The 21,945-nt window shown below is 64.1% G+C and carries 19 protein-coding genes and 1 pseudogene; 11 read left to right on the top strand and 9 right to left on the bottom strand.

Translation table 11 applies throughout. The annotated features are described in order from the left end of the window. Nucleotides 1-53: 53 nt before the first annotated feature. Nucleotides 54-2,162: an ATP-dependent DNA helicase RecG gene (gene recG, locus ABUE31_RS17895; protein ID WP_367725067.1), complete on the top strand. Its 2,109-nt coding sequence runs from the start codon at nucleotides 54-56 to the stop codon at nucleotides 2,160-2,162. Here recG and ABUE31_RS17890 read toward each other — a convergent pair. The 8 genes and pseudogenes from ABUE31_RS17890 to chvE all read right to left on the bottom strand — a co-directional run bounded on the left by ABUE31_RS17890 (nucleotide 2,114) and on the right by chvE (nucleotide 12,387). Beyond that, nucleotides 2,114-2,904, bottom strand: a pseudogene (locus ABUE31_RS17890) (DUF502 domain-containing protein). The gene recG and the pseudogene ABUE31_RS17890 sit on opposite strands and share 49 nt — an antisense overlap. A gap of 68 nt (nucleotides 2,905-2,972) precedes the next feature. Further along, nucleotides 2,973-4,796 (bottom strand): glutamine--fructose-6-phosphate transaminase (isomerizing), encoded by a 1,824-nt coding sequence (gene glmS, locus ABUE31_RS17885; protein ID WP_367725066.1) that lies wholly within the window; start codon nucleotides 4,794-4,796, stop codon nucleotides 2,973-2,975. Nucleotides 4,797-4,969: 173 nt separating this feature from the next. Continuing rightward, nucleotides 4,970-6,334 carry a bifunctional UDP-N-acetylglucosamine diphosphorylase/glucosamine-1-phosphate N-acetyltransferase GlmU gene (glmU, locus tag ABUE31_RS17880; RefSeq protein WP_367725065.1) on the bottom strand — a complete coding sequence of 455 codons (1,365 nt, stop codon included), beginning with the start codon at nucleotides 6,332-6,334 and terminating at the stop codon, nucleotides 4,970-4,972. A 111-nt stretch (nucleotides 6,335-6,445) separates the two neighbouring features. After that, nucleotides 6,446-7,192 carry a cytochrome c biogenesis CcdA family protein gene (locus tag ABUE31_RS17875; protein WP_367725064.1) on the bottom strand — a complete coding sequence of 249 codons (747 nt, stop codon included), beginning with the start codon at nucleotides 7,190-7,192 and terminating at the stop codon, nucleotides 6,446-6,448. 102 nt (nucleotides 7,193-7,294) lie between these two features. After that, on the bottom strand, nucleotides 7,295-8,287 hold the full coding sequence (gene araD1, locus ABUE31_RS17870; protein ID WP_367725063.1) for an AraD1 family protein: 993 nt from the start codon (nucleotides 8,285-8,287) through the stop codon (nucleotides 7,295-7,297). A 127-nt stretch (nucleotides 8,288-8,414) separates the two neighbouring features. Next, nucleotides 8,415-9,629 (bottom strand): multiple monosaccharide ABC transporter permease, encoded by a 1,215-nt coding sequence (gene mmsB / locus ABUE31_RS17865; RefSeq protein ID WP_367725062.1) that lies wholly within the window; start codon nucleotides 9,627-9,629, stop codon nucleotides 8,415-8,417. After that, nucleotides 9,626-11,185: a multiple monosaccharide ABC transporter ATP-binding protein gene (gene mmsA / locus ABUE31_RS17860; RefSeq protein WP_367725061.1), complete on the bottom strand. Its 1,560-nt coding sequence runs from the start codon at nucleotides 11,183-11,185 to the stop codon at nucleotides 9,626-9,628. Before mmsA ends, mmsB begins: the two co-directional genes overlap by 4 nt. Nucleotides 11,186-11,316: 131 nt before the next feature. Then, nucleotides 11,317-12,387: a multiple monosaccharide ABC transporter substrate-binding protein gene (gene chvE / locus ABUE31_RS17855; protein ID WP_367725060.1), complete on the bottom strand. Its 1,071-nt coding sequence runs from the start codon at nucleotides 12,385-12,387 to the stop codon at nucleotides 11,317-11,319. A gap of 281 nt (nucleotides 12,388-12,668) precedes the next feature. On the opposite strand from chvE, the gene ABUE31_RS17850 reads away from it, so the two are divergent. From ABUE31_RS17850 to ABUE31_RS17840, 3 genes are all read left to right on the top strand, one after another. Beyond that, the gene (locus ABUE31_RS17850) at nucleotides 12,669-13,646 is read left to right on the top strand and encodes a LysR family transcriptional regulator (protein WP_367725059.1); all 978 of its coding nucleotides are present in this window, start codon (nucleotides 12,669-12,671) and stop codon (nucleotides 13,644-13,646) included. A gap of 208 nt (nucleotides 13,647-13,854) precedes the next feature. Beyond that, nucleotides 13,855-14,610, top strand: coding sequence for a sulfotransferase family 2 domain-containing protein (locus ABUE31_RS17845; protein ID WP_367725058.1), 756 nt, complete (start codon nucleotides 13,855-13,857; stop codon nucleotides 14,608-14,610). Next, the gene (locus tag ABUE31_RS17840; RefSeq protein WP_367725057.1) at nucleotides 14,610-15,473 is read left to right on the top strand and encodes a hypothetical protein; all 864 of its coding nucleotides are present in this window, start codon (nucleotides 14,610-14,612) and stop codon (nucleotides 15,471-15,473) included. Before ABUE31_RS17845 ends, ABUE31_RS17840 begins: the two co-directional genes overlap by 1 nt. 58 nt (nucleotides 15,474-15,531) lie before the next feature. Here ABUE31_RS17840 and ABUE31_RS17835 read toward each other — a convergent pair whose 3' ends face one another. After that, complete coding sequence (locus ABUE31_RS17835) at nucleotides 15,532-15,657, bottom strand: hypothetical protein (RefSeq protein ID WP_367725056.1); 126 nt, start codon at nucleotides 15,655-15,657, stop codon at nucleotides 15,532-15,534. A gap of 387 nt (nucleotides 15,658-16,044) precedes the next feature. Between ABUE31_RS17835 and ABUE31_RS17830 the strand changes: the two genes are divergently transcribed. The 7 genes from ABUE31_RS17830 to ABUE31_RS17800 form a co-directional block, all read left to right on the top strand. Further along, nucleotides 16,045-17,625 (top strand): arylsulfatase, encoded by a 1,581-nt coding sequence (locus ABUE31_RS17830; protein WP_367725055.1) that lies wholly within the window; start codon nucleotides 16,045-16,047, stop codon nucleotides 17,623-17,625. 337 nt (nucleotides 17,626-17,962) lie between these two features. Then, nucleotides 17,963-18,259 carry a hypothetical protein gene (locus ABUE31_RS17825; protein ID WP_367725054.1) on the top strand — a complete coding sequence of 99 codons (297 nt, stop codon included), beginning with the start codon at nucleotides 17,963-17,965 and terminating at the stop codon, nucleotides 18,257-18,259. 10 nt (nucleotides 18,260-18,269) lie between these two features. Beyond that, entirely contained in the window at nucleotides 18,270-18,695 is a 426-nt protein-coding gene (locus ABUE31_RS17820) for a hypothetical protein (protein WP_367725053.1), read from the top strand. A gap of 51 nt (nucleotides 18,696-18,746) precedes the next feature. Next, nucleotides 18,747-19,091, top strand: coding sequence for a hypothetical protein (locus ABUE31_RS17815; RefSeq protein ID WP_367725052.1), 345 nt, complete (start codon nucleotides 18,747-18,749; stop codon nucleotides 19,089-19,091). A 55-nt stretch (nucleotides 19,092-19,146) separates the two neighbouring features. After that, nucleotides 19,147-19,503: a hypothetical protein gene (locus ABUE31_RS17810; RefSeq protein WP_367725051.1), complete on the top strand. Its 357-nt coding sequence runs from the start codon at nucleotides 19,147-19,149 to the stop codon at nucleotides 19,501-19,503. 277 nt (nucleotides 19,504-19,780) lie between these two features. Beyond that, nucleotides 19,781-21,376 (top strand): arylsulfatase, encoded by a 1,596-nt coding sequence (locus tag ABUE31_RS17805; RefSeq protein ID WP_367725050.1) that lies wholly within the window; start codon nucleotides 19,781-19,783, stop codon nucleotides 21,374-21,376. Between the two features lie 140 nt (nucleotides 21,377-21,516). Then, nucleotides 21,517-21,945: DUF2092 domain-containing protein (locus ABUE31_RS17800; protein WP_367725047.1), on the top strand; the 429-nt coding region annotated here is incomplete at its 3' end.

Below are 21,945 nucleotides of genomic sequence, written 5' to 3'. Positions count from 1 at the left end.
ATAGACCGCCTTGTCAGCTTTGCGCCGGTCGCATTCCTGCCTAAGTTCCCGTCATGCGCCCTTCGCTCCTCGATCCGCTGTTTGCGCCGATCACGTCGCTCGAAGGCGTGGGGCCGAAGGTCGCCGCGTTGATCGAGAAGGTGGTTCCGGCTGACCTAGGCGAACGCCGCGCGCGGGTCGGCGACCTGTTGTTCACGCTGCCGCACCAGGTGATCGACCGACGCAATCGTCCAGGTATCGCGGGGGCGGCGCAAGGGGCGATCGTGACGCTGGAACTCAGGATCGACCGCCACCAGCCGCCGCCTCGCGGCAACCGATCGGTGCCCTACCGCGTCTTTGCGCATGACGACACCGGAGAGATCGCGCTGACCTTCTTCCATGCCCATGCCGCCTATCTGGAAAAGCAGATGCCGGTCGGCGAACATGTCGTCGTGTCCGGGCGCATGGAGTGGTTCAACGGCCGTCCCTCCATGGTGCACCCTGACCATATCGCGCCTCTGTCTGGAGCCGACAGCCTGCCGCTGGTCGAGCCGGTCTATCCGCTGACGGCGGGCCTGTCCGGCAAGGTGCTCAGGCGTGTAATCGGCCAGGCCGTCGAGCGGATTCCCAGCCTGCCCGACTGGCTCGACGCTGCCGTGGCGAGGAAGCAGGGCTTTCCGTCCTTCCCCGATGCACTGAGGAAATTGCACGACCCGCAGGCGCCGCTCGACGTCTCGCCGGAAGCGTCCGCCTGGCGCCGGCTCGCCTATGACGAGTTCCTGGCCGGGCAACTGTCGCTGGCGCTGGTACGGGCCAACGTGAAGCGGCTTTCGGGCCGCCCGCTGACCGGAGACGGAAAGATAGAGGACGCGATCCGCAAAGCCCTGCCCTACTCGCTGACCGGTTCGCAGGAATTCGCTCTGGCCGAGATCAATGCCGACCTCGCCGAACCGGAGCGCATGCTGCGGCTTCTCCAGGGCGACGTCGGGTCAGGCAAGACGGTGGTGGCGCTGCTCGCGATGGCCCGTGCGGTCGAGGCGGGCGGACAGGCCGCGCTGATGGCGCCGACTGAAATCCTGGCGCGCCAGCATCTCGCCACCATCGCCCCACTGGCGGAACGCGCGGGCCTCAAGGCCGCAATCCTGACCGGCCGCGAGAAGGGCCGAGACCGTTCATCCACCCTCGCGGGGCTCGCCGACGGCTCGATCGACATCGTGGTTGGCACGCACGCCCTGTTCCAGGAACAGGTCGTCTTCCGCGACCTCGTGCTCGCCGTGGTCGACGAGCAGCATCGGTTCGGCGTGCACCAGCGGCTTGCGATCACCGCAAAGGGCGACGCGCCGGACATGCTGGTGATGACGGCGACGCCCATCCCGCGCACGCTGGTGCTGACCGCCTTCGGCGACATGGATGTCTCCAGGTTGACGGAGAAGCCCGCCGGCCGTCAGCCGATCAAGACGGTCACGCTCCCGCTCGAGCGTATGGATCAGCTGGTCGGTCGCATCTCCGAGGCCATCGCTGACGGCCAGAAAGTCTACTGGATATGCCCGTTGGTCGAGGACTCCGACGAGATCAAGGTGACCTCCGCGGAGGAGCGTTTTGCGACGCTGAAGCATGAGTTCGGCGACGTTGTCGGGCTGGTGCACGGACGCATGAAGGGCGCGGAAAAGGACGAGGCGATGCGCGCCTTCAAGGAGGGCGAAACCAGGATACTCGTCGCGACGACGGTGATCGAGGTCGGCGTCGACGTACCGGACGCCACGATCATCGTGATCGAACACGCGGAGCGCTTCGGCCTGGCGCAGCTGCACCAGTTGCGCGGGCGCGTCGGGCGCGGCGCCAAGGCGTCATCTTGCGTCCTGCTCTACAAGGACCCGCTCGGCGAGACTGCCAAGCGCCGCCTGTCGGTGATGCGCGAAACCGAGGACGGCTTCGTCATCTCCGAGGAAGATCTGAAGCTGCGCGGCGAAGGCGAACTGCTGGGTACGCGGCAGTCCGGTACGCCCGGCTTCCAGGTGGCGCGCATCGAGTTCCACGCGGACCTGCTGGAGGTTGCGCGCGACGATGCGCGGCTGATCCTGTCGCGCGATCCGGATCTGAAATCCGAGCGCGGCCAGGCGCTCAGATTGCTGCTCTACCTGTTCGGGCGCGACGAGGCGGTGCGGCTACTCAGGGCGGGGTGAACCGTCGCCCTCACTTGAACCGGACGTTCGAGACCTTCTCCATCGCCGGATTTGCGAGGCCGACCTCGATCGGCGCGCCGTCCTTGGTGACGACCTTGCGCTTGTATTCCGGCGCGACGAGGCCGGCCGAGACGATCAGCTTGGCGCCGTCCTCGATCGACATGTCCAGAAGGACGATCTCGGAGCGGTAGACATACATCAGGAAGCCGGTGGTCGGGTTCGGTGTGCACGGCATGAAGACCGCGACCAGCGGGTCGCCCTGCTTGTCGAGCTTGATGTTGATCTCCGTTTCCTTCTCGTTGGACACGAAGACCAGCGACCACACGCCCTTGCGGGGATACTCCACAAGCCCGACCTGCCGGAACATGTCGTTCTTGTTGGAGAGCACGGTCTCGAAGATCTGCTTCAGCGCCTTGTAGACGCCGCGCACCAGGGGCATGCGGCCGAGCAGGCGCTCGCCGACCGAGACGATCGACCGTCCCACGATGTTGGCGGCCAGGAAACCGATCAGCGTGATGACGATGATTGCCACCAGAAGACCGAAGCCGGGGACGGCGAACGGCAGGTAGGTGTCTGGGCTGTAGGCGGCCGGGATGTACGGCTTAACCCAGGAATCGATCCAGCCGATGAACGACCACACGATGTAGACGGTGATCGCCAGCGGCGCGGCGACGATGAAGCCCGTCAGGAAGTAGTTCCTGAGACGAGTCATGCCGGAAATCACGCCTGGGGTTTCGGACATTTTGCGGCTGCCTTGCTGGACGCCGAAGATAATGAAGCGGCGATGGCATTTAAACAGGGAAAATGGGACTACTCGACCGTTACCGACTTCGCGAGGTTGCGCGGCTGGTCGACGTCGGTGCCCATGAAGACCGCCGTGTAGTAGGCGAGAAGCTGGATCGGCAGGGCGTAGACGATCGGCGCGATGAACTCCGGCACGTCGGGCAGCACGATCGTCTCGAGCGTGTCGACGCTGGCGCTGGCCGCGCCCTTCTGGTCGGTGATCAGGATGATCTTGCCGCCGCGCGCCGCAACCTCCTGCATGTTCGACACGGTCTTTTCGAAGATGCGGTCGTGCGGGGCGATGACGATGACCGGCATCTTCTCGTCGATCAGCGCGATCGGTCCGTGCTTGAGCTCGCCCGCCGCATAACCTTCCGCGTGTATGTAGCTGATTTCCTTCAGCTTCAACGCGCCTTCCATGGCGAGCGGATAGTTGGTGTCGCGGCCGAGATAGAGGACATGCCGGTAGTGTGACAGCTCACGCGCGACCTTCTCGATCTGGCTTTCGAGCTTGAGCACCTGGGTGGCGTAGCGCGGCGCTTCCGACAGGCTGCGCACCATCGCCTTCTCGTCGTCGGCGGAGACAGCGCCGCGCGCTGCTGCGGCGCGCACGGCAAGCGCGGCCAGGACTGAAAGCTGGCAGGTGAAGGCCTTGGTGGAGGCGACCCCGATTTCCGGTCCCGCAAGCGTCGGCAGGATGACGTCGGATTCGCGAGCGATGGTCGACTCGCGGACGTTGACGATCGCGCCGATCGGCACGCCGGCCTGACGGCAGTAGCGCAGCGACGCCAGCGTGTCGGCTGTCTCGCCGGATTGCGAAACGAAGAACGCCGCGCTGCCCTTCAGGATCGGCATCTCGCGGTAGCGGAACTCCGAGGCGATATCGATGTCGACCGGCAGCCGCGCATAGCGCTCGAACCAGTATTTGCCGATCAGGCCGGCGAGGTAGGCCGTGCCGCAGGCCGAGATCGCGATGCGGTCGAGCTTGGCGAAGTCGAACGGCAGGTCGAGCGGCTTGGCCCGGCTGCTCGTGAAGTCGAGATAGTGCGCCAGCGTGTGGCCGATCACTTCCGGCTGCTCATGGATCTCCTTCTCCATGAAATGCCGGTGATTGCCCTTGTCGACCATGAACGACGTGCCGAGCGACTGCTGGCGCTTGCGCTCGACGGCGTCGCCGTTCATGTCGAAGATCGCTATCCCGGAGCGGCGCACGACCGCCCAGTCGCCGTCCTCCAGATAGGTAATCGCGTTGGTGAACGGCGCGAGCGCAATGGCGTCCGAGCCGAGGAACATTTCGCCTTCGCCGTGGCCGACGGCAAGCGGCGGCCCGTTGCGGGCACCAACGATCAGGTCATCATCGCCCTTGAACATGATGGCGAGCGCGAAGGCGCCCTGCAGGCGTTTCAGCGCGTTGTGCGCGGCTTCGACGGGCTTGGCGCCATGCGCCAGCTCGCGCGCCACGAGGTGCGCAACCACCTCCGTGTCGGTCTGCGAGGCGAATTCGTAGCCGTCGGCGCGCAGTTCGTCGCGCAGCTCGGCGAAATTCTCGATGATGCCGTTGTGGACGATGGCCACGCCGTTGGAGAAGTGCGGATGGGCGTTGGTCTCGTTGGGCACGCCGTGCGTCGCCCAGCGCGTGTGGCCGATGCCGATGGTGCCGGCGAGCGGCTCGGCGCCGACCAGGCGCTCGAGGTTGACCAGCTTGCCTTCCGCCCTGCGGCGGGCAAGCTCGCCCTTCTCGATGGTGGCGACGCCGGCGGAATCATAGCCGCGATACTCGAGGCGCTTGAGCGCATCGACGATCAGCGGGGCGACCGGCTGACTGCCGACGATTCCAACGATACCACACATTGCGCTTGCCCCGATTCCTGCCTTGGACTCTCAGCGGCTATTTACGGAGAGGCCTGACGCGGCGGAATTCAATTTGCATTTCGTTCCATTTCAGGACGACCGCATCGCATGGCCGCGTTGAGATGGCGTTACCTGAAACCGGAAACTTCGCGTAGGCCGGACGGCAGGCCGGATCAGCCCGCCTTCTTCTTCGCGGCGGCGGCTGCGGCGAACCGCTCGCGCAGTTCCCGGGCCTTGCCGGGAATCTGCTTCTGACGGGCGCGGCCGAAGGCAAGCGCGTCGGCCTCGACGTCTTCGGTGATGACGCTGCCCGAAGCGACATAGGCGCCGTCGCCGAGTGAAACCGGCGCGACCAGCGACGAGTTCGAGCCGACGAATGCACCGGCCCCGATGTCAGTGTGGAACTTCGAATAGCCGTCATAGTTGCAGGTGACGGTTCCGGCGCCGATGTTGGCTCCTTCCCCCACCCGCGCATCGCCGATGTAGGTAAGATGGTTGACCTTTGCGCCCTTCTCGACGGTCGCCTTCTTCACTTCGCAGAAATTGCCGACCTTGGCCTTCTCGTGCAGGTCCGCGCCGGGACGCAGCCGGGCGAAGGGACCGACCTGCGAGCCGGTCGCGATGGTCGCGCCCTCGATGTGCGAGAACGCGTGGATGGTCGCCCCGGCGGCAATGCGTACGCCGGGGCCGAACCAGACGTTCGGCTCCACCAGTGTGTCCTGCCCGATCTGCGTATCGTGCGAAAAATGCACGGTCTCGGGCGCGATCAGAGTGACGCCGGCCAGCATCGCCTCGCGGCGGCGGCGACGCTGCCAGATGCCCTCGGCCTCGGCCAGTTCAGCGCGGTTGTTGATGCCGAGCACGCTTTCGGCGCTTGCTTCGACGGCGACGACGTCGAGGCCCCGCGCGGCGGCGATTTCGACGATGTCGGTCAAGTAGAATTCCTGGTTGGCGTTGGCGTTGCCGACCGCGTCCAGCAGCGCCAGCGCATGGCTGCCACCGATCGCCATCAGGCCGCCGTTGCAGAAGCCGATCTTCCGCTCGGCCTCCGACGCATCCTTGTGTTCGCGGATCGCCACCAGCCTGCCGTCTTTCTCGATCAGCCGCCCGTAGCCGGCGGGGTTTTGCGGGCGGAAGCCGACGACGACCACCGCGGCTCCTCCGGCAAGCTTTCTTCGCGCATAGAGCAGAACGTCGGCCTCGATGAGCGGCGTGTCGCCAAACATGACGAGGATGTCGTCATGGCCGCGCGCGATGGCCGCGCGCGCGGCGAGCACCGCGTGGGCGGTGCCGAGCCGCTCCTCCTGCACGAATATTTCGGGCGCGGGATCGAGCCGGGCGGCCGCCTTGCGCACCTCGTCGCCGCCGTGCCCGACAACAAGAGCGACATCGCCGCCGCCCGCGGCCTTCGCGGCGGCCGCCACATGCGCGACCATCGCCAGTCCGGCGATTTCGTGCAGGACCTTGGGTCTGGCGCTCTTCATGCGGGTGCCCTCGCCGGCGGCGAGGATGATCGACAGGCAGCTTCTCTCAGTCATGGATGGCACCGTGCGGCGGGAATCGTGGTCGGCGAGCATATACCGCTGCGATGCTCCGCCAATGGGGTTAAAATCGGGTGAGGCGCGCGGTTTGACGAACTGGGCGCCAGCCTATCCCAGCCGTCCTAGTGCCGGGAACGTCTCCAGCAGCCAGTAGGAGGCGGTCTGGATGCCGCCGGTCAGGAACAGCAGCCCGGCAACGACCAGCAGGCCGCCGATGACCTTTTCGACACGTCCCAGATGCACCCGGAAGCGCTGCAGGAACCGCATGAAGGCGCCGGAGAACAGCGCCGCGACCAGGAAGGGAATGCCGAGCCCGAGCGAATAGGCGGCGAGCAGCCCAGCCCCCTCGCCCACCGTCTCGCGCCCGCCGGCCAGCGTCAGGATCGGCCCCAGCACCGGGCCGATGCACGGCGTCCAGCCGAAGGCGAAGGCGAGGCCCATGACATAGGCGGCAATCGCGCTGGCGGGCTTGCCCTGCGACTGGAAGCGCGCTTCGCGCGACAACAGCGGGATGCGGATCACGCCGAGGAAGTTCAGCCCCATCAGGATGATCAGCACACCAGCGGCCATCGCGAGCGGCTCCTGCCAGACCCTGAGCAGGCGGCCGATGGTAGACGCGCCCGCGCCGAGCGCCACGAACACCGTGGAGAAGCCGAGCACGAAGGCGAGCGACGAGAAAAGCAGCGCCGCGCGTGCACCGGATCGCGCGGTCGAGGCGGCCTCGGCGCGGAAATCGTCGACCGAGACGCCGGCCATGTAGCAGAGGTAGGGCGGGACCAGGGGGAGGACGCAGGGCGACAGGAACGACAAGGCGCCTGCCCCGAGCGCGCTCACATAACCGACATCCAGCGCCATTCCACATGCCTCTGCGTTGATCGCCGGGAGCTTATAGGGGGCCGGGACGCCGGGCTCCAGTAACGACTGCGTGGCATGTGGTCGCTTGCGCGCGCTTGCCGGCTAAAGCGCCCTGACCGTTACCGCCTGCGCCTTCTCGATCTTCAGCGGATTGCGCAGCGGAAGCCCGAAATCGGGCGCCGATATCTCGAAGACGTCACCGGCCTCGGGCATGATGCCGTCGGCGAAGGACAGCGTCGCCGTGCCGAACATGTGGATGTGCACGTCGCCTGGCTGGCGGAACACCGTGTACTTGAAGTGGTGGTGCTCGAGGTTGGCGATGGTGTGCGACATGTTCGCCTCGCCGGACAGGAAGGGCTTTTCCCACAACGCCTTGCCGCCGCGCAGGATCTTCGACGTGCCGCGAATATCCTCGGGCAGGTCGCCGACCAGGATCTCGGGACCGTAGGAGGCGTTCCTGAGCTTGGAATGCGCAAGGTAGAGGTAGTTGACCCGCTCGGTGACATGGTCGGAGAACTCGTTGGACAGCGCGAAGCCGACGCGGAACGGCGTGCCATCGTCGCCGATCACGTAGATGCCCGCGATCTCGGGCTCCTCGCCGCCATCCGCGGCGAACGCCGGCGACAGAAGCGGCGCGCCGGGCGCGACCGCCATGGTGCCGTTGCCCTTGTAAAACCATTCGGGCTGTACGCCCATCTCGCCCGCCTTCGGCTTGCCCGCCTCAAGCCCCATGCGGAACATCTTCATGGAATCGGTGAGCGTCTCCTTGCCGTCGGCGGCCAGCTTCTTGTGCATGGAATCGCGCGTCGACGCGGAGCCGAGATGCGTGAGGCCGGTGCCGGTCAGGTGCAGATGCGCGGCGTCGGGATGATTGATCGGCGCGATCAGCCGGCCTTGGCGGTAGGCGGCGTCGAGGTCGACGGTCTTGCCGAAGCCCTTGCGCTCGATCAGGGCAGCAAGGCCGACGCCGCTGCGGGCGGCCTCCAGCGCCAGCGCATAGACGCTCTTGGCGCCGTTCACGATGCGCGTCGAACCGTTCGTGCGCGCCACGACCTGGATCATGTCCGATCCATCGACGATCTGAGAGATCAGCATTTCGGACTACCTCCTTGCGCGCCGCGCGACCGCCCCCGCGGGCCGGCGCCGCCTCTGTCCGCCCCGGTTCCCGGGATGCGGATAGAGGCGGGTGCCGCCTCGTTTCTGCTTGTTCGCGAACCGCTCCCTAAGCCTTGTTCTTGTTGTAGACGTCGAACACCACCGCACCGAGCAGCACGAGACCCTTGATCACCTGCTGCCAGTCGATGTTGACGCCCATGATCGACATGCCGTTGTTCATCACCCCCATGATGAAGGCGCCGATGACGGCGCCCGCCACCTGGCCGACGCCGCCGGCCATCGACGCGCCGCCGATGAAGACCGCGGCGATCACGTCGAGCTCGAAGCCGAGGCCCGCCTTCGGCGTCGCGGTGTTGAGCCGCGCCGCGAAGATCAGGCCGGCCAGCGCCGCCAAGACGCCCATGTTGACGAACACGAAGAAGGTCAGGCGCTCGGTCTTGATGCCGGACAGTGCCGCCGCCTTGACGTTGCCGCCCATGGCGTAGATCCGGCGGCCGATCGTCATGCGCTTGGTCACGAAGACGAACAGCGCGATCAGGACACCCATCACGATCAGCACGTTGGGCAGTCCCTTGTAGGACGCCATCATGTAGATCAGGAACAGGACCATTGCCGAGATGACGGCATTCTTGATCACGAAGAGGCTGAATGGTTCCGCGGAATAGCCGTGGCTCTCGCGGGCCCGCCGACTGCGCAGGGCAAACCACAGCATTGCGGCCACGATGACCAGGCCGATCACCAGCGTGGTGGCGTGCAACGGCGTACCGAAGACGGTCCACGGGCCGAAGAAGTCGGGGATGAAGCCTGCAGAGAGCAACTGGAATTCGCGCGGGAACGGCCCGACCGACATGCCCCCCAGAAGCCAGAGCGCCAGCCCCTTGAACACCAGCATGCCGGCCAGCGTGACGATGAAGGACGGGATCTTCATGTAGGCGATCCAGTAGCCCTGGCTCGCTCCGATCAGTCCGCCGACGACGAGGCAGATCAGCGTCGTCAGCACCGGGTCGAACTTGTACTGCACCATAAGGACGGCGGCCACCGCGCCGACGAAACCCGACACCGACCCGACCGACAGGTCGATATGGCCGCCGACGATGACCAGCAGCATGCCGAGCGCCATGATGATGATGTAGGAGTTCTGCAGGACGAGGTTCGTCAGGTTCACCGGCTTGAACAGGACACCGCCCGTCTGCCACTGGAAGAAGATCATGATCGCGATCAGGGCGAGCACCAGACCGTATTCGCGAAGGTTCTGCTTGATCGCCGACTGTGCGCTGTCGCGCGCCGGAGTCGGCGCGGTTACCGCGGTTTCCGTGCTCATGATGCCGCCCTCACCTTCTGCTCTTCCTCTTCCCTGGCGTCGCCGCGCACGATCATGCGCATGATCTTCTCCTGGCTCGCCTCGCTCGCCGGCATCTCGCCGACGATCCTGCCTTCGTTCATGACGTAGATGCGGTCGCACACGCCAAGCAGTTCCGGCATTTCCGACGAGATCATCAGGATCGCCTTGCCCTGCTCTGCCAACCTGTTGATGATGGTGTAGATCTCGTATTTGGCGCCGACGTCGATGCCGCGCGTCGGCTCGTCGAGGATCAGCACCTCGGGATCGGCGAACAGCCACTTGGACAGCACCACCTTCTGCTGGTTGCCGCCGGACAGGTTGCCGGTCACCTGGTAGACGCTCGACGAGCGGATGTTGGTCTGCTTGCGGTAGTCGTTTGCGACGTTCAGTTCCCTGATGTCGTCGATCACGCCCGCGGTCGACACGCCCTTCAGGTTGGCCGCGCTGATGTTGTGCTTGATGTGGTCGATGAGGTTGAGGCCGTAGGTCTTGCGGTCCTCGGTCGCATAGGCGACGCCGCGGTCGACCGCGCGGCCGACGGTCGAGACGTCGACCGGCTTTCCGTGCAGCAGCACCTCGCCGGAAACACCGGTTCCCCAGGCGCGGCCGAACACGCTCATGGCGAACTCCGTACGCCCCGAGCCCATCAACCCGGCGATACCGACCACCTCGCCGCGCCGCACGTTGAGATTGACGTTCCTGATGGCGACGCGGTCGGGATGGACCGGATCGTGGACGAGCCAGTTCCGCACCTCGAAGATGACATCGCCGATCTTTGGTTGGCGCGGCGGGAAACGGTCGTCCAGCGGCCGGCCCACCATCGACGTGATGATACGGTCCTCGCTGATCTGTTCCTTCTCCATCGTCTCGATGGTGCGCCCGTCGCGCAAGACCGTGATGCGGTCCGCGACCTTGCCGACCTCGTTCAGCTTGTGCGAGATCAGGATGCACGCGATGCCGTGCTCGCGGAATTCGACGAGAAGATTGAGCAGCGCATCGCTGTCCTTCTCGGAGAGGGACGCGGTCGGCTCGTCGAGGATCAGCAGCTTCACCTCCTTGGCGAGCGCCTTGGCGATCTCGACCAGCTGCTGCTTTCCGACGCCGATATTGGTGATGAGCGTGTCGGGATCCTCGGCGAGGCCGACCTTGCGCAGGAGTTCGCCCGCGCGGCGGCGGGCAAGATTCCAGTCGATCACGCCGAACCTGGCCTGCTCGTTGCCGAGAAAGATGTTCTCGGCGATCGACAGCAGCGGAACCAGCGCGAGTTCCTGGTGGATGATGACGATCCCTTCTCGCTCGGAATCGTGGATGCCCGAGAAGCGGCATTCCTTGCCGAGGAAATGGATGGAGCCTTCGTAGGTCCCGTACGGATAGACGCCCGACAGCACCTTCATCAGGGTGGACTTGCCGGCGCCGTTCTCGCCGACCACGGCGTGGATCTCGCCCGCCCTCACCGTCAGGTTGACGTCCTGCAGCGCCTTGACGCCGGGAAACGTCTTGGTGATGCCGCGCATCTCGAGAATGGTTTCGGTCATGTCGAAGTGCCTGCCTTGGACTCTGGCGCAGGATAAGGCATTCGTCGGCCGGGACAAAACGCCGTGGCGGCGCAGGGAATTCCGCGGCGCCGCAGCGCCGCGGAAACCGTTCCGGCCGGACTGTGCCTCGCCTACTGGAGGTCTTCGGCCTTGATGTAGCCGGACTTGACCACGAGTTCCTCGTAGTTCGCCTTGTCGACGGAATACGGGGTCAGCAGGTAGGACGGCACGACCTTGACGCCGTTGTTGTAGGTCTTGGTGTCGTTGATCTCGGGCGTGCCGCCGGAGAGCGCCGCATCGACGAGGTTCGCCGTCACCTTGGCCAGTTCGCGCGTGTCCTTGAATACGGTCGAATACTGCTCGCCGGCGATGATGCCCTTGACCGAGGGGGTCTCGGCGTCCTGGCCGGTCACGATCGGCCACGGCTGGTCGGCCGAGCCGTAGCCGACGCCGCGAAGCGACGAGATGATGCCGCGCGACAGGCCGTCATACGGGGCGAGCACGCCATGCACCACCGAACCGTCGGAGTAGTTGGCCGACAGGATGTTGTCCATGCGGGCCTGCGCCACGGCGCCGTCCCAGCGCAGCGTGCCGACCTTCTCCATGCCCATCTGGCCGGACTTGATGACGATGTCGCCGCTGTCGATCATCGGCTGCAGGACCGACATCGCGCCATCGTAGAAGAAGAAGGCGTTGTTGTCGTCGGGCGAGCCGCCGAACAGTTCGACGTTCCACGGCTTCACGTCCGGGAAGCGCTCCTTGAGGCCGGCCACCAGGGATTCCGCCTGCAGCACGCCGACCTTGAAGTTGTCGAAGGTGGTGTAATAGTCGACGTTGGCGCTGTCGCGGATCAGTCGGTCATAGGCAACGACCTTGATGCCCTGGTCGGCGGCCTGCTGCAGCACGGCCGACAGCGTGGTGCCGTCGATCGAGGCGATGACCAGGGCCTTGGAACCCTTGGTGACCATGTTCTCGATCTGCGCGAGTTGGTTGGGGATGTCGTCCTCGGCATACTGGAGGTCGACGGCATAGCCCTTGGCCTCGAGCGCCGCCTTCAGTTCGTTGCCGTCGCTGATCCAGCGCAGCGAAGACTTGGTGGGCATTGCGATGCCGACAGTGCCCTTGTCCTGCGCGTATGCGCTGTAGCTGACCGTCGCCAGGCCAAGCGCGAGCGCGCCGACCAATGCCTTGATGATTTTCACGATGTCTCTCCCTTGGTGATGACTGCGCGCGGGAGCGCAGTGCGCCGCCCGCAACGGTGCCGGCTCCAGCGAGCCAATTCATTCTCTGGGTGGTCCTCCCACGCCGCCTGAACGACGACCTGCAACCGGTCCGAAGTCTGGTCGAAGGCCCCCGAACACGTCGGTAAGGCGGAAACTGGCGACAACCGATATAACTGTCAAATGCGAATTCAAACGCGCGGCATAAGATTTTGGTATATCAATTCGGGTGCGGCCAAAGGCGGACGCAGAAGGGGAACCCAATGGACAAACGCGGCTACAGCTCAAATCCCGAACCGATCGTCGACGACGCGGACGGTCTTGTCCGCAGCGCGCTGAAAGTCAGCCACATGCGCATGATCGTCGCGCTCGATGACAGCGGGCAGGTCAGCGCGGCCGCGCAGATGCTCAACATTTCGCAGCCGGGCGCCTCGCGCATGATCGCCGAGATGGAGGACATGCTCGGCGTGCCGCTCTGCCGGCGGCTGCCGCGCGGCGTGGAACTGACGCCCTATGGCGCGACGCTCGCGCGCCGCGCCAGGACGCTGCTGCTCGAACTGCGCGAGACCGACCGCGAGATCGCCGACTTGAAGTCCGGCAAGGGCGGCGCGGTGTTCATGGGCGCCGTGACGGCGCCGGCGATCGGCCTTGCCGTTCCCGCAATCCGGCGCATCCGCGCCAGCTTTCCGCGCATCGAGATCAGCATGCAGATCGACACCAGCGGCGTCCTGGCCAGGGAACTGCTCGCCTCGCGGCACGACTTCATCATCGCGCGCATCCCCGACGACCTCAATCCGAGGCTGTTCGACGCTCGCGTGATCGGCATCGAGAAGGCATGCCTGATCGTCAGGCGCGGCCACCCCCTGGCCGACGGGCGAACCGTCGAACTCGAAAGCCTGACCGACTACGACTGGGTGTTCCAGCCCGGCGGCTCGCTGCTCCGGCGCACCATCGAGACGATCTTCATGAGCCGCAACGTGCCGCTGCCCGAACGCATCCTCAACACCACGTCCCTGCTGCTTACCCTGGTGATGGTCGCGCAGTCGGATGCCATCGCGCCGGTCGCGCTCGACATGGCGAAGTTCATCAACGCCAGCGACGGGCTCGGCGGAGGCATCGAGATCCTGCCGACGTCCTTCGACATAGACGTCCAGCCCTACAGCATCATCACGGCGCGCAACCGCGGATTGTCGCCCGCCGCGCGTATGCTCTACGACCACATTCTGGAGGAGATCAGGTAGCACTGCCTGCCTTCCATCGGCACACGGCCGTTCTTTCCCGTTCCCGGGCAGGCGATAGCCGATCGCGCAAGCCGAAGCGGCGGTGAAACGCCGCATCGGAAAAGGCTCCGAAACAGCTCGATCGGGGTGGAACGAGTCGCGGTCATTGGTTAGTGACGGGCATGCCTCAGTGGCAGGATGTGAAGGGATGGAACCGGGTCGAGTCTGAATGTTGCAAGACTTCCGCTTCAGCGATGCAAAGCGTATCGGCCGGGCCTACAGGCGCCAGATTGCGGCATTTGGCCAACCGAAATTCGATACTTGGACTCTGCTTTTTCCGCAGCACCGGATCGCCTACGTCCCCATCCCGAAGGCCGCGAATTCCTCGATTCGCGCAGAACTCCTGAGGCTGATAGGCGAGAAACCAGAGATGATCGGGCACGTCCAGCAGTTCGACGGCTTCGACAAGCAGCAGTTCCTGAACTGCCGGCACCTTCTCACGCCGGACTGGTTCGTCTTCACAGTTGTCCGCAACCCCTACTCCCGGGCCGCGTCAGCCTATCTGGACAAGGTCGTCTCGCGCGAGCTGCCGTTCAACGCGCTGAAGTCGATGGGGATTCGAAAGTCGGACAGTTTCGAGCGCTTCCTTCGGATGATCCGACTTTGGCCGACAGCCGCGCTCAACGACCATGTCATGCCGCAGGCGCGACTGCTCTCGCACCCCCTACAACTACCGAACCTCAGGGTCTTCCGGGTGGAAGCGCTCCAAGCCGACTGGCCGAAGATCGTCGAGGGCATCGAGAAGGCAAGCGGCGTCAGGCTGCAACCGCTCGAACGAAGGAACCGAACCGCCGCCGAAACCCCGTGGCAAAGCCTCATCAACGACAGATCGGCGTCCCTGATCCGGCGAATCTACGCGGGCGATTTCCGACAGTTCTCCTATCCACTTGATGTAAGCACTGCAAGTAAGAGTAAGAATTCATAGTGTATATTTCCTTTCACACCTACCCAAGGCACTGGCCGTACTCGCCCCTGTCCTGGATCAATCGCGTCAGGCCGAAATTCACCTACCGCTTCGATTGGAGCAACAGCCTGCGGGCGGGTATGCGCAAGCATGGCGCGAAGACTCGCGTCGGCCGAAAACTGAAGCGGAGCACGGCCGACATCGTGGTCGTCTGGTCCTGGAAGCACCCCCTCATCCTGCAGGACATCCTTGCCTCGGACCGCCACGTCCTGGTCATGGAGCGCGGCTTCATCCAACCGCGCTTCGAATGGTGCAGTCTGACTGTCGACGGCTTCAACGGACGCGGCCTGTGCGCGCCGGCGAGCGATGGGGGTGAGCGCTGGGATCGCCTGTTCGCCCACCATCTCAGGCCTTGGCGGGGCGACGGTGGAGACTACGCCCTCCTGATCGGGCAGGTTCCTCAGGACGCTTCGCTGCGGGGAACCAACATCGTCGCGTGGGCCCAGCAGACGACCGACAAGCTCGTCGCCCTCGGCCACCGCGTCCGCTATCGTCCTCACCCTCTCTCTACGACGCCATGCCCCAGGGGAGCCGAACTCTCATTCGGCACGCTGGAAGAGGATTTCGCGAATGCCGACCGGGTCGTCACCTTCAATTCGACGACGGCCGTCGAGGCCATCCTCGCAGGAATACCGACTGTCATCCACGACATTGGATCGCCGGCCTACCCGATGGCTTCGCACGACGTTGCCGAACCGCTCGCCAGGCCGGACCGCACGAAATGGTGCCACGACATGGCGTGGCGCCAATGGTCGCTTGAGGAAATGGCGGACGGAACCGCCTGGGCGCATGCTTTGAAATCGCTACGGCCGCGGTCGGGCTGACGGCCGACAGAGACATCGGTTGCTGGTTGAGTTGCGACTGGTGTTCCTCACCAAGCCCTTAGCCGTGCGAGCACCTCGAGCCGACCATGGCGCAGTTGGCGGGCTTGTAGGAGCCGGCGTCGGATGTGGTCTGGCAGCCAGCCAGCACGCTTGCGGCGCCGGCGGCGAAAATCATCGCAATCATCGTCCGTGGAATTCGCAACATCTCAATCCTCTCGGCTGCCCAGCCAGGCCAGTCAGCACGGACAAGGCGCTCCACGCAAAGCACAAAGAGGTTATCGGGCGCGCTTCCGGCGGCGACAGCCCTGCCCGCCCACACACCGCCGCAGTGGCATGTAAGCGGTGCGATCACGCAGCGGCCTCGACAGTCGTCATTCCAAACCGGCTAAGTACTATTACCAGAAATGCACTTTGCAGCCTTGCCAAACTCTGCAGTCGGCCTAACATGGCCGAGTAATGATCGGAGGATGCCAGCATGTCCAATAGTAGCGACGTAGATTCAAAGTGTGGCGTTGAGACTGCATCATCGACCGGCCTGACGCGTCGGAACCTGCTTCTGACCTCGAGCCTCTTGGCCGCGGCCACGGCGCTGCCGACGCTTTCGGCCACGCATCAGGCCAAGGCGCAGGCATCGGGCGACGGGAAGCGTCCCAACATCCTGGTGATCTGGGGCGACGACATCGGGTGGCAGAACGTTTCCGCATACGGCATGGGGACGATGGGCTACACCACGCCGAACATCGACCGGGTGGGCAACGAGGGGCTCCGCTTCACCGACCACTATGCGCAGCCGAGCTGCACCGCCGGTCGCGCAGCCTTCATCACGGGCCAGTATCCGATCCGTTCCGGCATGACCACGGTCGGCCAGCCGGGCGCGGCGCTAGGGCTCCAGGCGGCCTCGCCATGCCTTGCGGAGGTGATGAAAGCTGCGGGCTACCGCACCGGCCAGTTCGGCAAGAACCATCTCGGCGACCGCAACGAACACCTGCCGACCGTGCATGGCTTCGATGAGTTCTACGGCAACCTCTATCACCTGAACACGCAGGAAGAGGCCGAGCAGCGCGACTACCAGCGCTTCGGCGAAGAGTTCTCGGGCAGCCTCGAGGACTACGAGAAGCGTTTCGGCACCCGTGGCGTGCTGCATTGCAAGGCGACCGAGACCGACGACCCGACCGAGGATCCCCGCTTCGGCCGCGTCGGCAAGCAGACCATCGAGGACACCGGTCCGCTGACGCAGGAGCGGATGAAGAACTTCGACGAGGGCGAAGTCATTCCGAAGGCGATCGACTTCATGGGGGCAGCCAAGGAGGCCAACGAGCCGTTCTTCGTCTGGCTGAACACCAGCCGCATGCACCTGTACACCCGGCTCAACGAGAAGTGGCGCTATGCCGCCGAGGAGTACACCTCGGAGGCGGACTTCTATGGGTCCGGCATGCTGCAGCACGACCATGATGTCGGCCTGGTGCTCGATTGGCTGGATGCCCAGGGCCTCGCCGACAATACCGTCATCTGGTACTCGACCGACAACGGACCCGAGCATCTGAGTTGGCCGCATGGCGGCACCACGCCGTTCCGCGGCGAGAAGATGACGACCTATGAAGGCGGCGTGCGCGTGCTCTCCATGGTGCGTTGGCCGGCGATGCTTCCGAAGGGCAAGACGCTGACCGGCATCCAGGCGCACCAGGACATGTTCACGACTCTGGCCGCGGCTGCCGGCGTGGACGACGTCAACGCCAAGGTCATGGAAGAGAAGAAGCAATATATCGACGGGATTAACAACCTCGCCTACTGGAAGGGCGAGTCGGAGGAATCCGGGCGAACGCACATCTTCCACTACTACGAGAGCAAGCTGACCGCCGCGAGGATGGGACCGTGGAAGTTCCATTTCTCGACCAAGGAGGACTACTACGACAACCTTGTGCCCCGGACGGCTCCGCTCGTCTTCAACATCAGGATGGACCCCTTCGAGAGCTACAGCAGCCCCGACGCCTACGGCCACCTGATGCAGAAGGTCTCCTGGCTGATGCAGCCGATGGGCGTGCTCATGCAGCAGCATCTGCAGACGCTGGCCGAATATCCGCCGGTGCAGGGCGGCGCGTCGTTCGACATGTCCAACGTCGTCCAGGAGTTCATGGACAAGGCGCAGCAATAGGCGCCTTGCCGACGGTGCGCGGGACCGACTTCCTTTCGGACCGGGCGTCAGATGACGCCCGGTCCTTTTTGTTTGCGAACTGTACCGCCGGCGCCTCCATTGTTCCGCTGCGCAATCCTGCGAAGTCCTGGCCGCCGCACCGGCAATAGTCAGGCAGGCAGTCGAACGAAATCATCTCGAAATGTCGGCCGCGATCGACGCGAATGGCCGCCTCAATTCATGAATCCGCGACCATGTCCTTGAGGAGCTTTCATATGACATGCGCCGGGTCGCTTGTTATCGTCGGCGCGACGGCTCGCCTGGACGGGGTGCATGGCCGCAATCGAAGGAGACGGGTATGAAGAAGTCGACGGGCGCTTTGCTGTTGCTTGCCATGCTGGCAGGCTGCGTTTCGGATGACGGCGGTGGGAGCACTTCGGCGCCGGCGGTCGGAAGCGCCAGCGACCTTTCGCAGTTCCAGGGCGCCCGCGCCGGCCAGGCCGAGATGGGCATCCAGAACCTCGGCTATGAGGCGGTCCGGACCCAGGGCCTGACCACATGGTGGTTCAACCGTTCGACAGGCGCCTGCGCCCAGATCGTGACGTCGAACGGACGCTATTCGTCGGTCACCATGCTTCCCTCGGGCGACTGCTGACGACCGAGCCATGGCGCTTCTCAGTTCTTGCAGACAGATCGGCCTGACGGCTGTTCTGGCGGCAGCCGTCGCACATCCGGCTCTGGCGCAGGAGAGCGCCACGGTCCACTTCCCCGCGGGCAGCGACGGAACCACCGTCAGCGGGTCCATCACCGGGCACGCCTATTTCGACTACGTGCTCGGCGCCAATGCCGGCCAGACGATGTCGGCTTCGCTCCAGATAACGGAGACCAACGGCGACGGCTCGGTCTATTTCAACGTCCTTCCCCCCGGGAGCAATGACGTTGCCATCTTCGTCGGATCGATGGCTGTCGACCTGACTGCCAAGGTCAAGCTGCCCGAAGCCGGCGACTACAAGCTTCGCGTGTACCTCATGGGCAACGACCGCGACGCCGGCAGGAGCGTGGCATACACGGTCGACATATCAATTCGCTAGGCGCAGAACAGGCCGCACGGCAAGCGTCGGCGGCAAATCGAGGAGAGCAAGATGTTCAAGTCAAGAATTGCCGTCGCGGTCGTGGCCGCCTGCGTCGCGTCCGCAGGCACGACAGCGCCCGCATACGCGGCCGACGAAGCCCAGATGATGTCGATGTGCAACACCTATGCCGCCCATCACCTGCACCTGTCGACCAGCGACATCGCCGACCTGAAATATGAGGGTACCCGCACGGACGGGACGCATCCTGTGAACGGTTCGACGACGGACGGGCGGACCTTCCAGTGCAGCTTCAACAAGGCCGGCACCAAGGTCGTCCACTGGACGCATTCGGCTCCAAAAGGCTGCCCGCCGGATGTCAGCGAGGCCGACCGCTACATGTATCCGGATTGCTAGACTCCTCGTGAGCGAACCTGCTTTGATCCCCTGACCATCAACATAGGAGTAGTGCATGCAGACCAAATCACCGGCCCTCGCCACAGGGCGGCACGGCTACACCAAGCCGACCTTCGTGAAGGGCCCGAAACTAGCGGCTGTCACTGCTGCGCCCTTGCCAAGCAGCGTTGACTATACCGATCCCACCGCGCCGGGCACCTGCTGGGTCGCCCGCGCGGCCTTCGGCGAGCAGGATTTTCGCTGGTTGATCTTCCGCGCATGGCTGCTCGAGGATGCGCCGGCCTGGTTCCGCTCCGCCTATCTCAGGCACGGGCCATTCGTCGCCGAGCGGATCAAGGGCCGCGACCGAGTTCGCGCGGTCGTCCGCTCGATGATGATGAAAGCCATCAGGCGCAAGCTGCACATCGCCTGACCGCGCCAGCCGACACTGCTTCAACGCGCCCCGCCGGCTCTTGGCCGCCGGGGCTTTTTTTGTCCGATCTTGCCCGTCCACCCGTCGTGATTTGCCGGTGCGCGCGTGCGTGCGCAGCGTTCGACGAAACCGCCGGCGCTGCGCGACAGGCGGGCGACCGTTTGACCGGCCGGCCCCGACTTTCTGTCATATGGGTCGTCCCTGATCATCTTTGCCTGGTCGTATTGATTCGCTACATTCCCGTTCTGGGGGAAAAACCAGGTAGAGGAGATTCACAATGGACTTGTTATGCGGTTTATCCGGCAAAGTTACCCGCGCCGTCGCGCTGGCAGCGCTGGTCGGCGCTGCCCAGGCGCTCGGACAGGTCGGCGCCCTGCCTGCGCTCGTGACACAGGCCCAGGCGCAGGAACAGAACCGTCCTAACATCCTCGTGATCTGGGGCGACGACGTCGGCATGTGGAACATCAGTGCCTATCATCGAGGAATGATGGGAGGAACGACGCCGAACATCGACTCCCTCGCCAAGGAAGGGATGATGTTCATGGACCATTACGCTCAGGCGTCCTGCACGGCCGGAAGGGCTTCATTCCTGCTTGGACAGCAGCCGATGAGGACGGGCCTGCTGACGGTCGGGATCCCGGGCGCCAAGCAGGGAATCCAGGCTTCAGACCCGACCATTGCGGAGTTACTGAAGCCTTATGGCTACGCCACGGGCCAATTCGGCAAGAACCATTTTGGTGACCGTGACGAATACCTGCCGACCATGCACGGGTTCGACGAATTCTACGGAATTCTGTACCACTTGAACGCCGCCCAGTACGTCGAGCAATACGACTACCCTTCCAAGGAAGAGGCGGAGAAATGGGGATTCACCGTTCGCGGAATCATCCACTCAAAGTCGGATGGCAAGGGAGGGCAAACAGTAGAGGATCTGGGCCCTTGGGGAACGGAAGTTCAAAGGCACCTGGATGAAGACGTCGTCAAGGAATCCAAGCGATTCATGAAGGAGGCGGTCGACGCCGGCAAGCCATTCTTCGTCTGGCACAACTTCATCCGGATGCATTACCCGACGCATCAGTCCGCGGAATGGAAGGACAAGACCGGATACGGAGTATATGCCGATGGGATGGCCGAAATGGACCACAACGTCGGGGAACTCACCAAGTACTTGGAAGAACTGGGCGTTGCCGACAACACCTTCATCATGTTCGCGACGGACAACGGTGCGGCGACCAACTCATGGCCGGACGGTGGAAACCAGCCATTCCACGGAGAGAAAGGAGCCGGCGGCTGGGAGGGGGCATTCAGGGTTCCGGTGATCATCAAATGGAAGAATCACATTCCAGAAAACGTGAGCACCGGCGAATTCATGGCGATGGAGGACTGGATGCCAACGCTCTTGTCGATGGCCGTCGGCGACAAGAACCTGAAATCGGATCTCTTGAAAGGCAAGAGCGTCGGCGACAAGACTTTCAAGAATCATCTGGACGGTTACGACCAGAGCGAAATTGTCCTGAAGAATGGAAAGTCAGTGCGCAAGGAGTTCTTCTACTTCACCGAAACAACTTTCCATGCAGTGCGATATGGCGACTGGAAATTCATGTTTGTCGACCAGGAAGACTGGTTCCAGGCGCCACAGCTCGCCCTGTCGACGCCGATCATTACCAATCTGAAACTGGATCCATTCGAGCGGATGCAAAAGACAAGAGGCTATGGTGAATGGCAGGAACAGCGGGGATTCATGACGAGTGCCGCTGCCAAGGTGATTGGAGAATTCATCGAGTCGCTGAAGGACTATCCTCCATCGCAGCCGAGTGACGAGTTCAAGCTATCGGAGGCATTCAACAAGCTATCGTCCGGTCCTGCGAACTGAAGACGAGACCTTTCGCTTCATACGCTGAGCAGATTGGCGCGCCCGTCGTGATACGGGCGCGCCGACCCGGAAAAGCACCGGTTCCCTAGGCAGATGCGCCGAAGCCGCCATCGCAACCGGACAACTGGAAGGCGAAGATCATGACACGAACGAACAGATTGCTGGTCGGCATGCTGTTGGCGCCGATCGTCATGTCGGGCGCGGCCTGGGCGCAGGACGACACGATGCCCTCGGAAGACGACGCCGACGTTGCGGTTCAGCCCGAGGCGATCGAAGCGCTCGATCGCATGGCGGCCTATCTCCGAACCTTGTCGCAGTTCCAACTGACCGCCGACTTCACGGTCGACGAGGTCACCGAGGACGGCCAGAAGATCCAGACCGCCGGCGTCAGCACCTATTATGTGCGCCCACCGGACCGGCTGAGGCTCGAATTGCGCTCCGACCGGCAGACGCGGACCTATGTCTATGACGGCAAGACGGTGACGCAATACGCGCCCGGCCTCGACCTCTATTCCGTGTTCGAGGCGCCCGCGACGATCGCCGACATGCTCGACGAAGCCGACGAGAAA

The organism is Mesorhizobium marinum, from assembly GCF_040813675.1.
GTDB classification, from domain to species: domain Bacteria; phylum Pseudomonadota; class Alphaproteobacteria; order Rhizobiales; family Rhizobiaceae; genus Mesorhizobium_K; species Mesorhizobium_K marinum.
This window is presented reverse-complemented; position numbering and strand designations above follow the sequence as displayed.

Excerpts from the sequence above, each read along its gene's own strand:
- ABUE31_RS17820 (WP_367725053.1), top strand. The coding sequence starts at position 18,270 with ATGGCGCTTCTCAGTTCTTGCAGACAGATCGGCCTGACGGCTGTTCTG.
- recG (WP_367725067.1), top strand. The coding sequence starts at position 54 with ATGCGCCCTTCGCTCCTCGATCCGCTGTTTGCGCCGATCACGTCGCTC.
- ABUE31_RS17845 (WP_367725058.1), top strand. The coding sequence starts at position 13,855 with ATGTTGCAAGACTTCCGCTTCAGCGATGCAAAGCGTATCGGCCGGGCC.
- glmU (WP_367725065.1), bottom strand. The coding sequence starts at position 6,334 with ATGACTGAGAGAAGCTGCCTGTCGATCATCCTCGCCGCCGGCGAGGGC.
- ABUE31_RS17825 (WP_367725054.1), top strand. The coding sequence starts at position 17,963 with ATGAAGAAGTCGACGGGCGCTTTGCTGTTGCTTGCCATGCTGGCAGGC.
- ABUE31_RS17805 (WP_367725050.1), top strand. The coding sequence starts at position 19,781 with ATGGACTTGTTATGCGGTTTATCCGGCAAAGTTACCCGCGCCGTCGCG.
- ABUE31_RS17875 (WP_367725064.1), bottom strand. The coding sequence starts at position 7,192 with ATGGCGCTGGATGTCGGTTATGTGAGCGCGCTCGGGGCAGGCGCCTTG.
- araD1 (WP_367725063.1), bottom strand. The coding sequence starts at position 8,287 with ATGCTGATCTCTCAGATCGTCGATGGATCGGACATGATCCAGGTCGTG.
- ABUE31_RS17835 (WP_367725056.1), bottom strand. The coding sequence starts at position 15,657 with ATGATTGCGATGATTTTCGCCGCCGGCGCCGCAAGCGTGCTGGCTGGC.
- ABUE31_RS17810 (WP_367725051.1), top strand. The coding sequence starts at position 19,147 with ATGCAGACCAAATCACCGGCCCTCGCCACAGGGCGGCACGGCTACACC.
- glmS (WP_367725066.1), bottom strand. The coding sequence starts at position 4,796 with ATGTGTGGTATCGTTGGAATCGTCGGCAGTCAGCCGGTCGCCCCGCTG.
- ABUE31_RS17850 (WP_367725059.1), top strand. The coding sequence starts at position 12,669 with ATGGACAAACGCGGCTACAGCTCAAATCCCGAACCGATCGTCGACGAC.
- mmsB (WP_367725062.1), bottom strand. The coding sequence starts at position 9,629 with ATGAGCACGGAAACCGCGGTAACCGCGCCGACTCCGGCGCGCGACAGC.
- ABUE31_RS17815 (WP_367725052.1), top strand. The coding sequence starts at position 18,747 with ATGTTCAAGTCAAGAATTGCCGTCGCGGTCGTGGCCGCCTGCGTCGCG.
- mmsA (WP_367725061.1), bottom strand. The coding sequence starts at position 11,185 with ATGACCGAAACCATTCTCGAGATGCGCGGCATCACCAAGACGTTTCCC.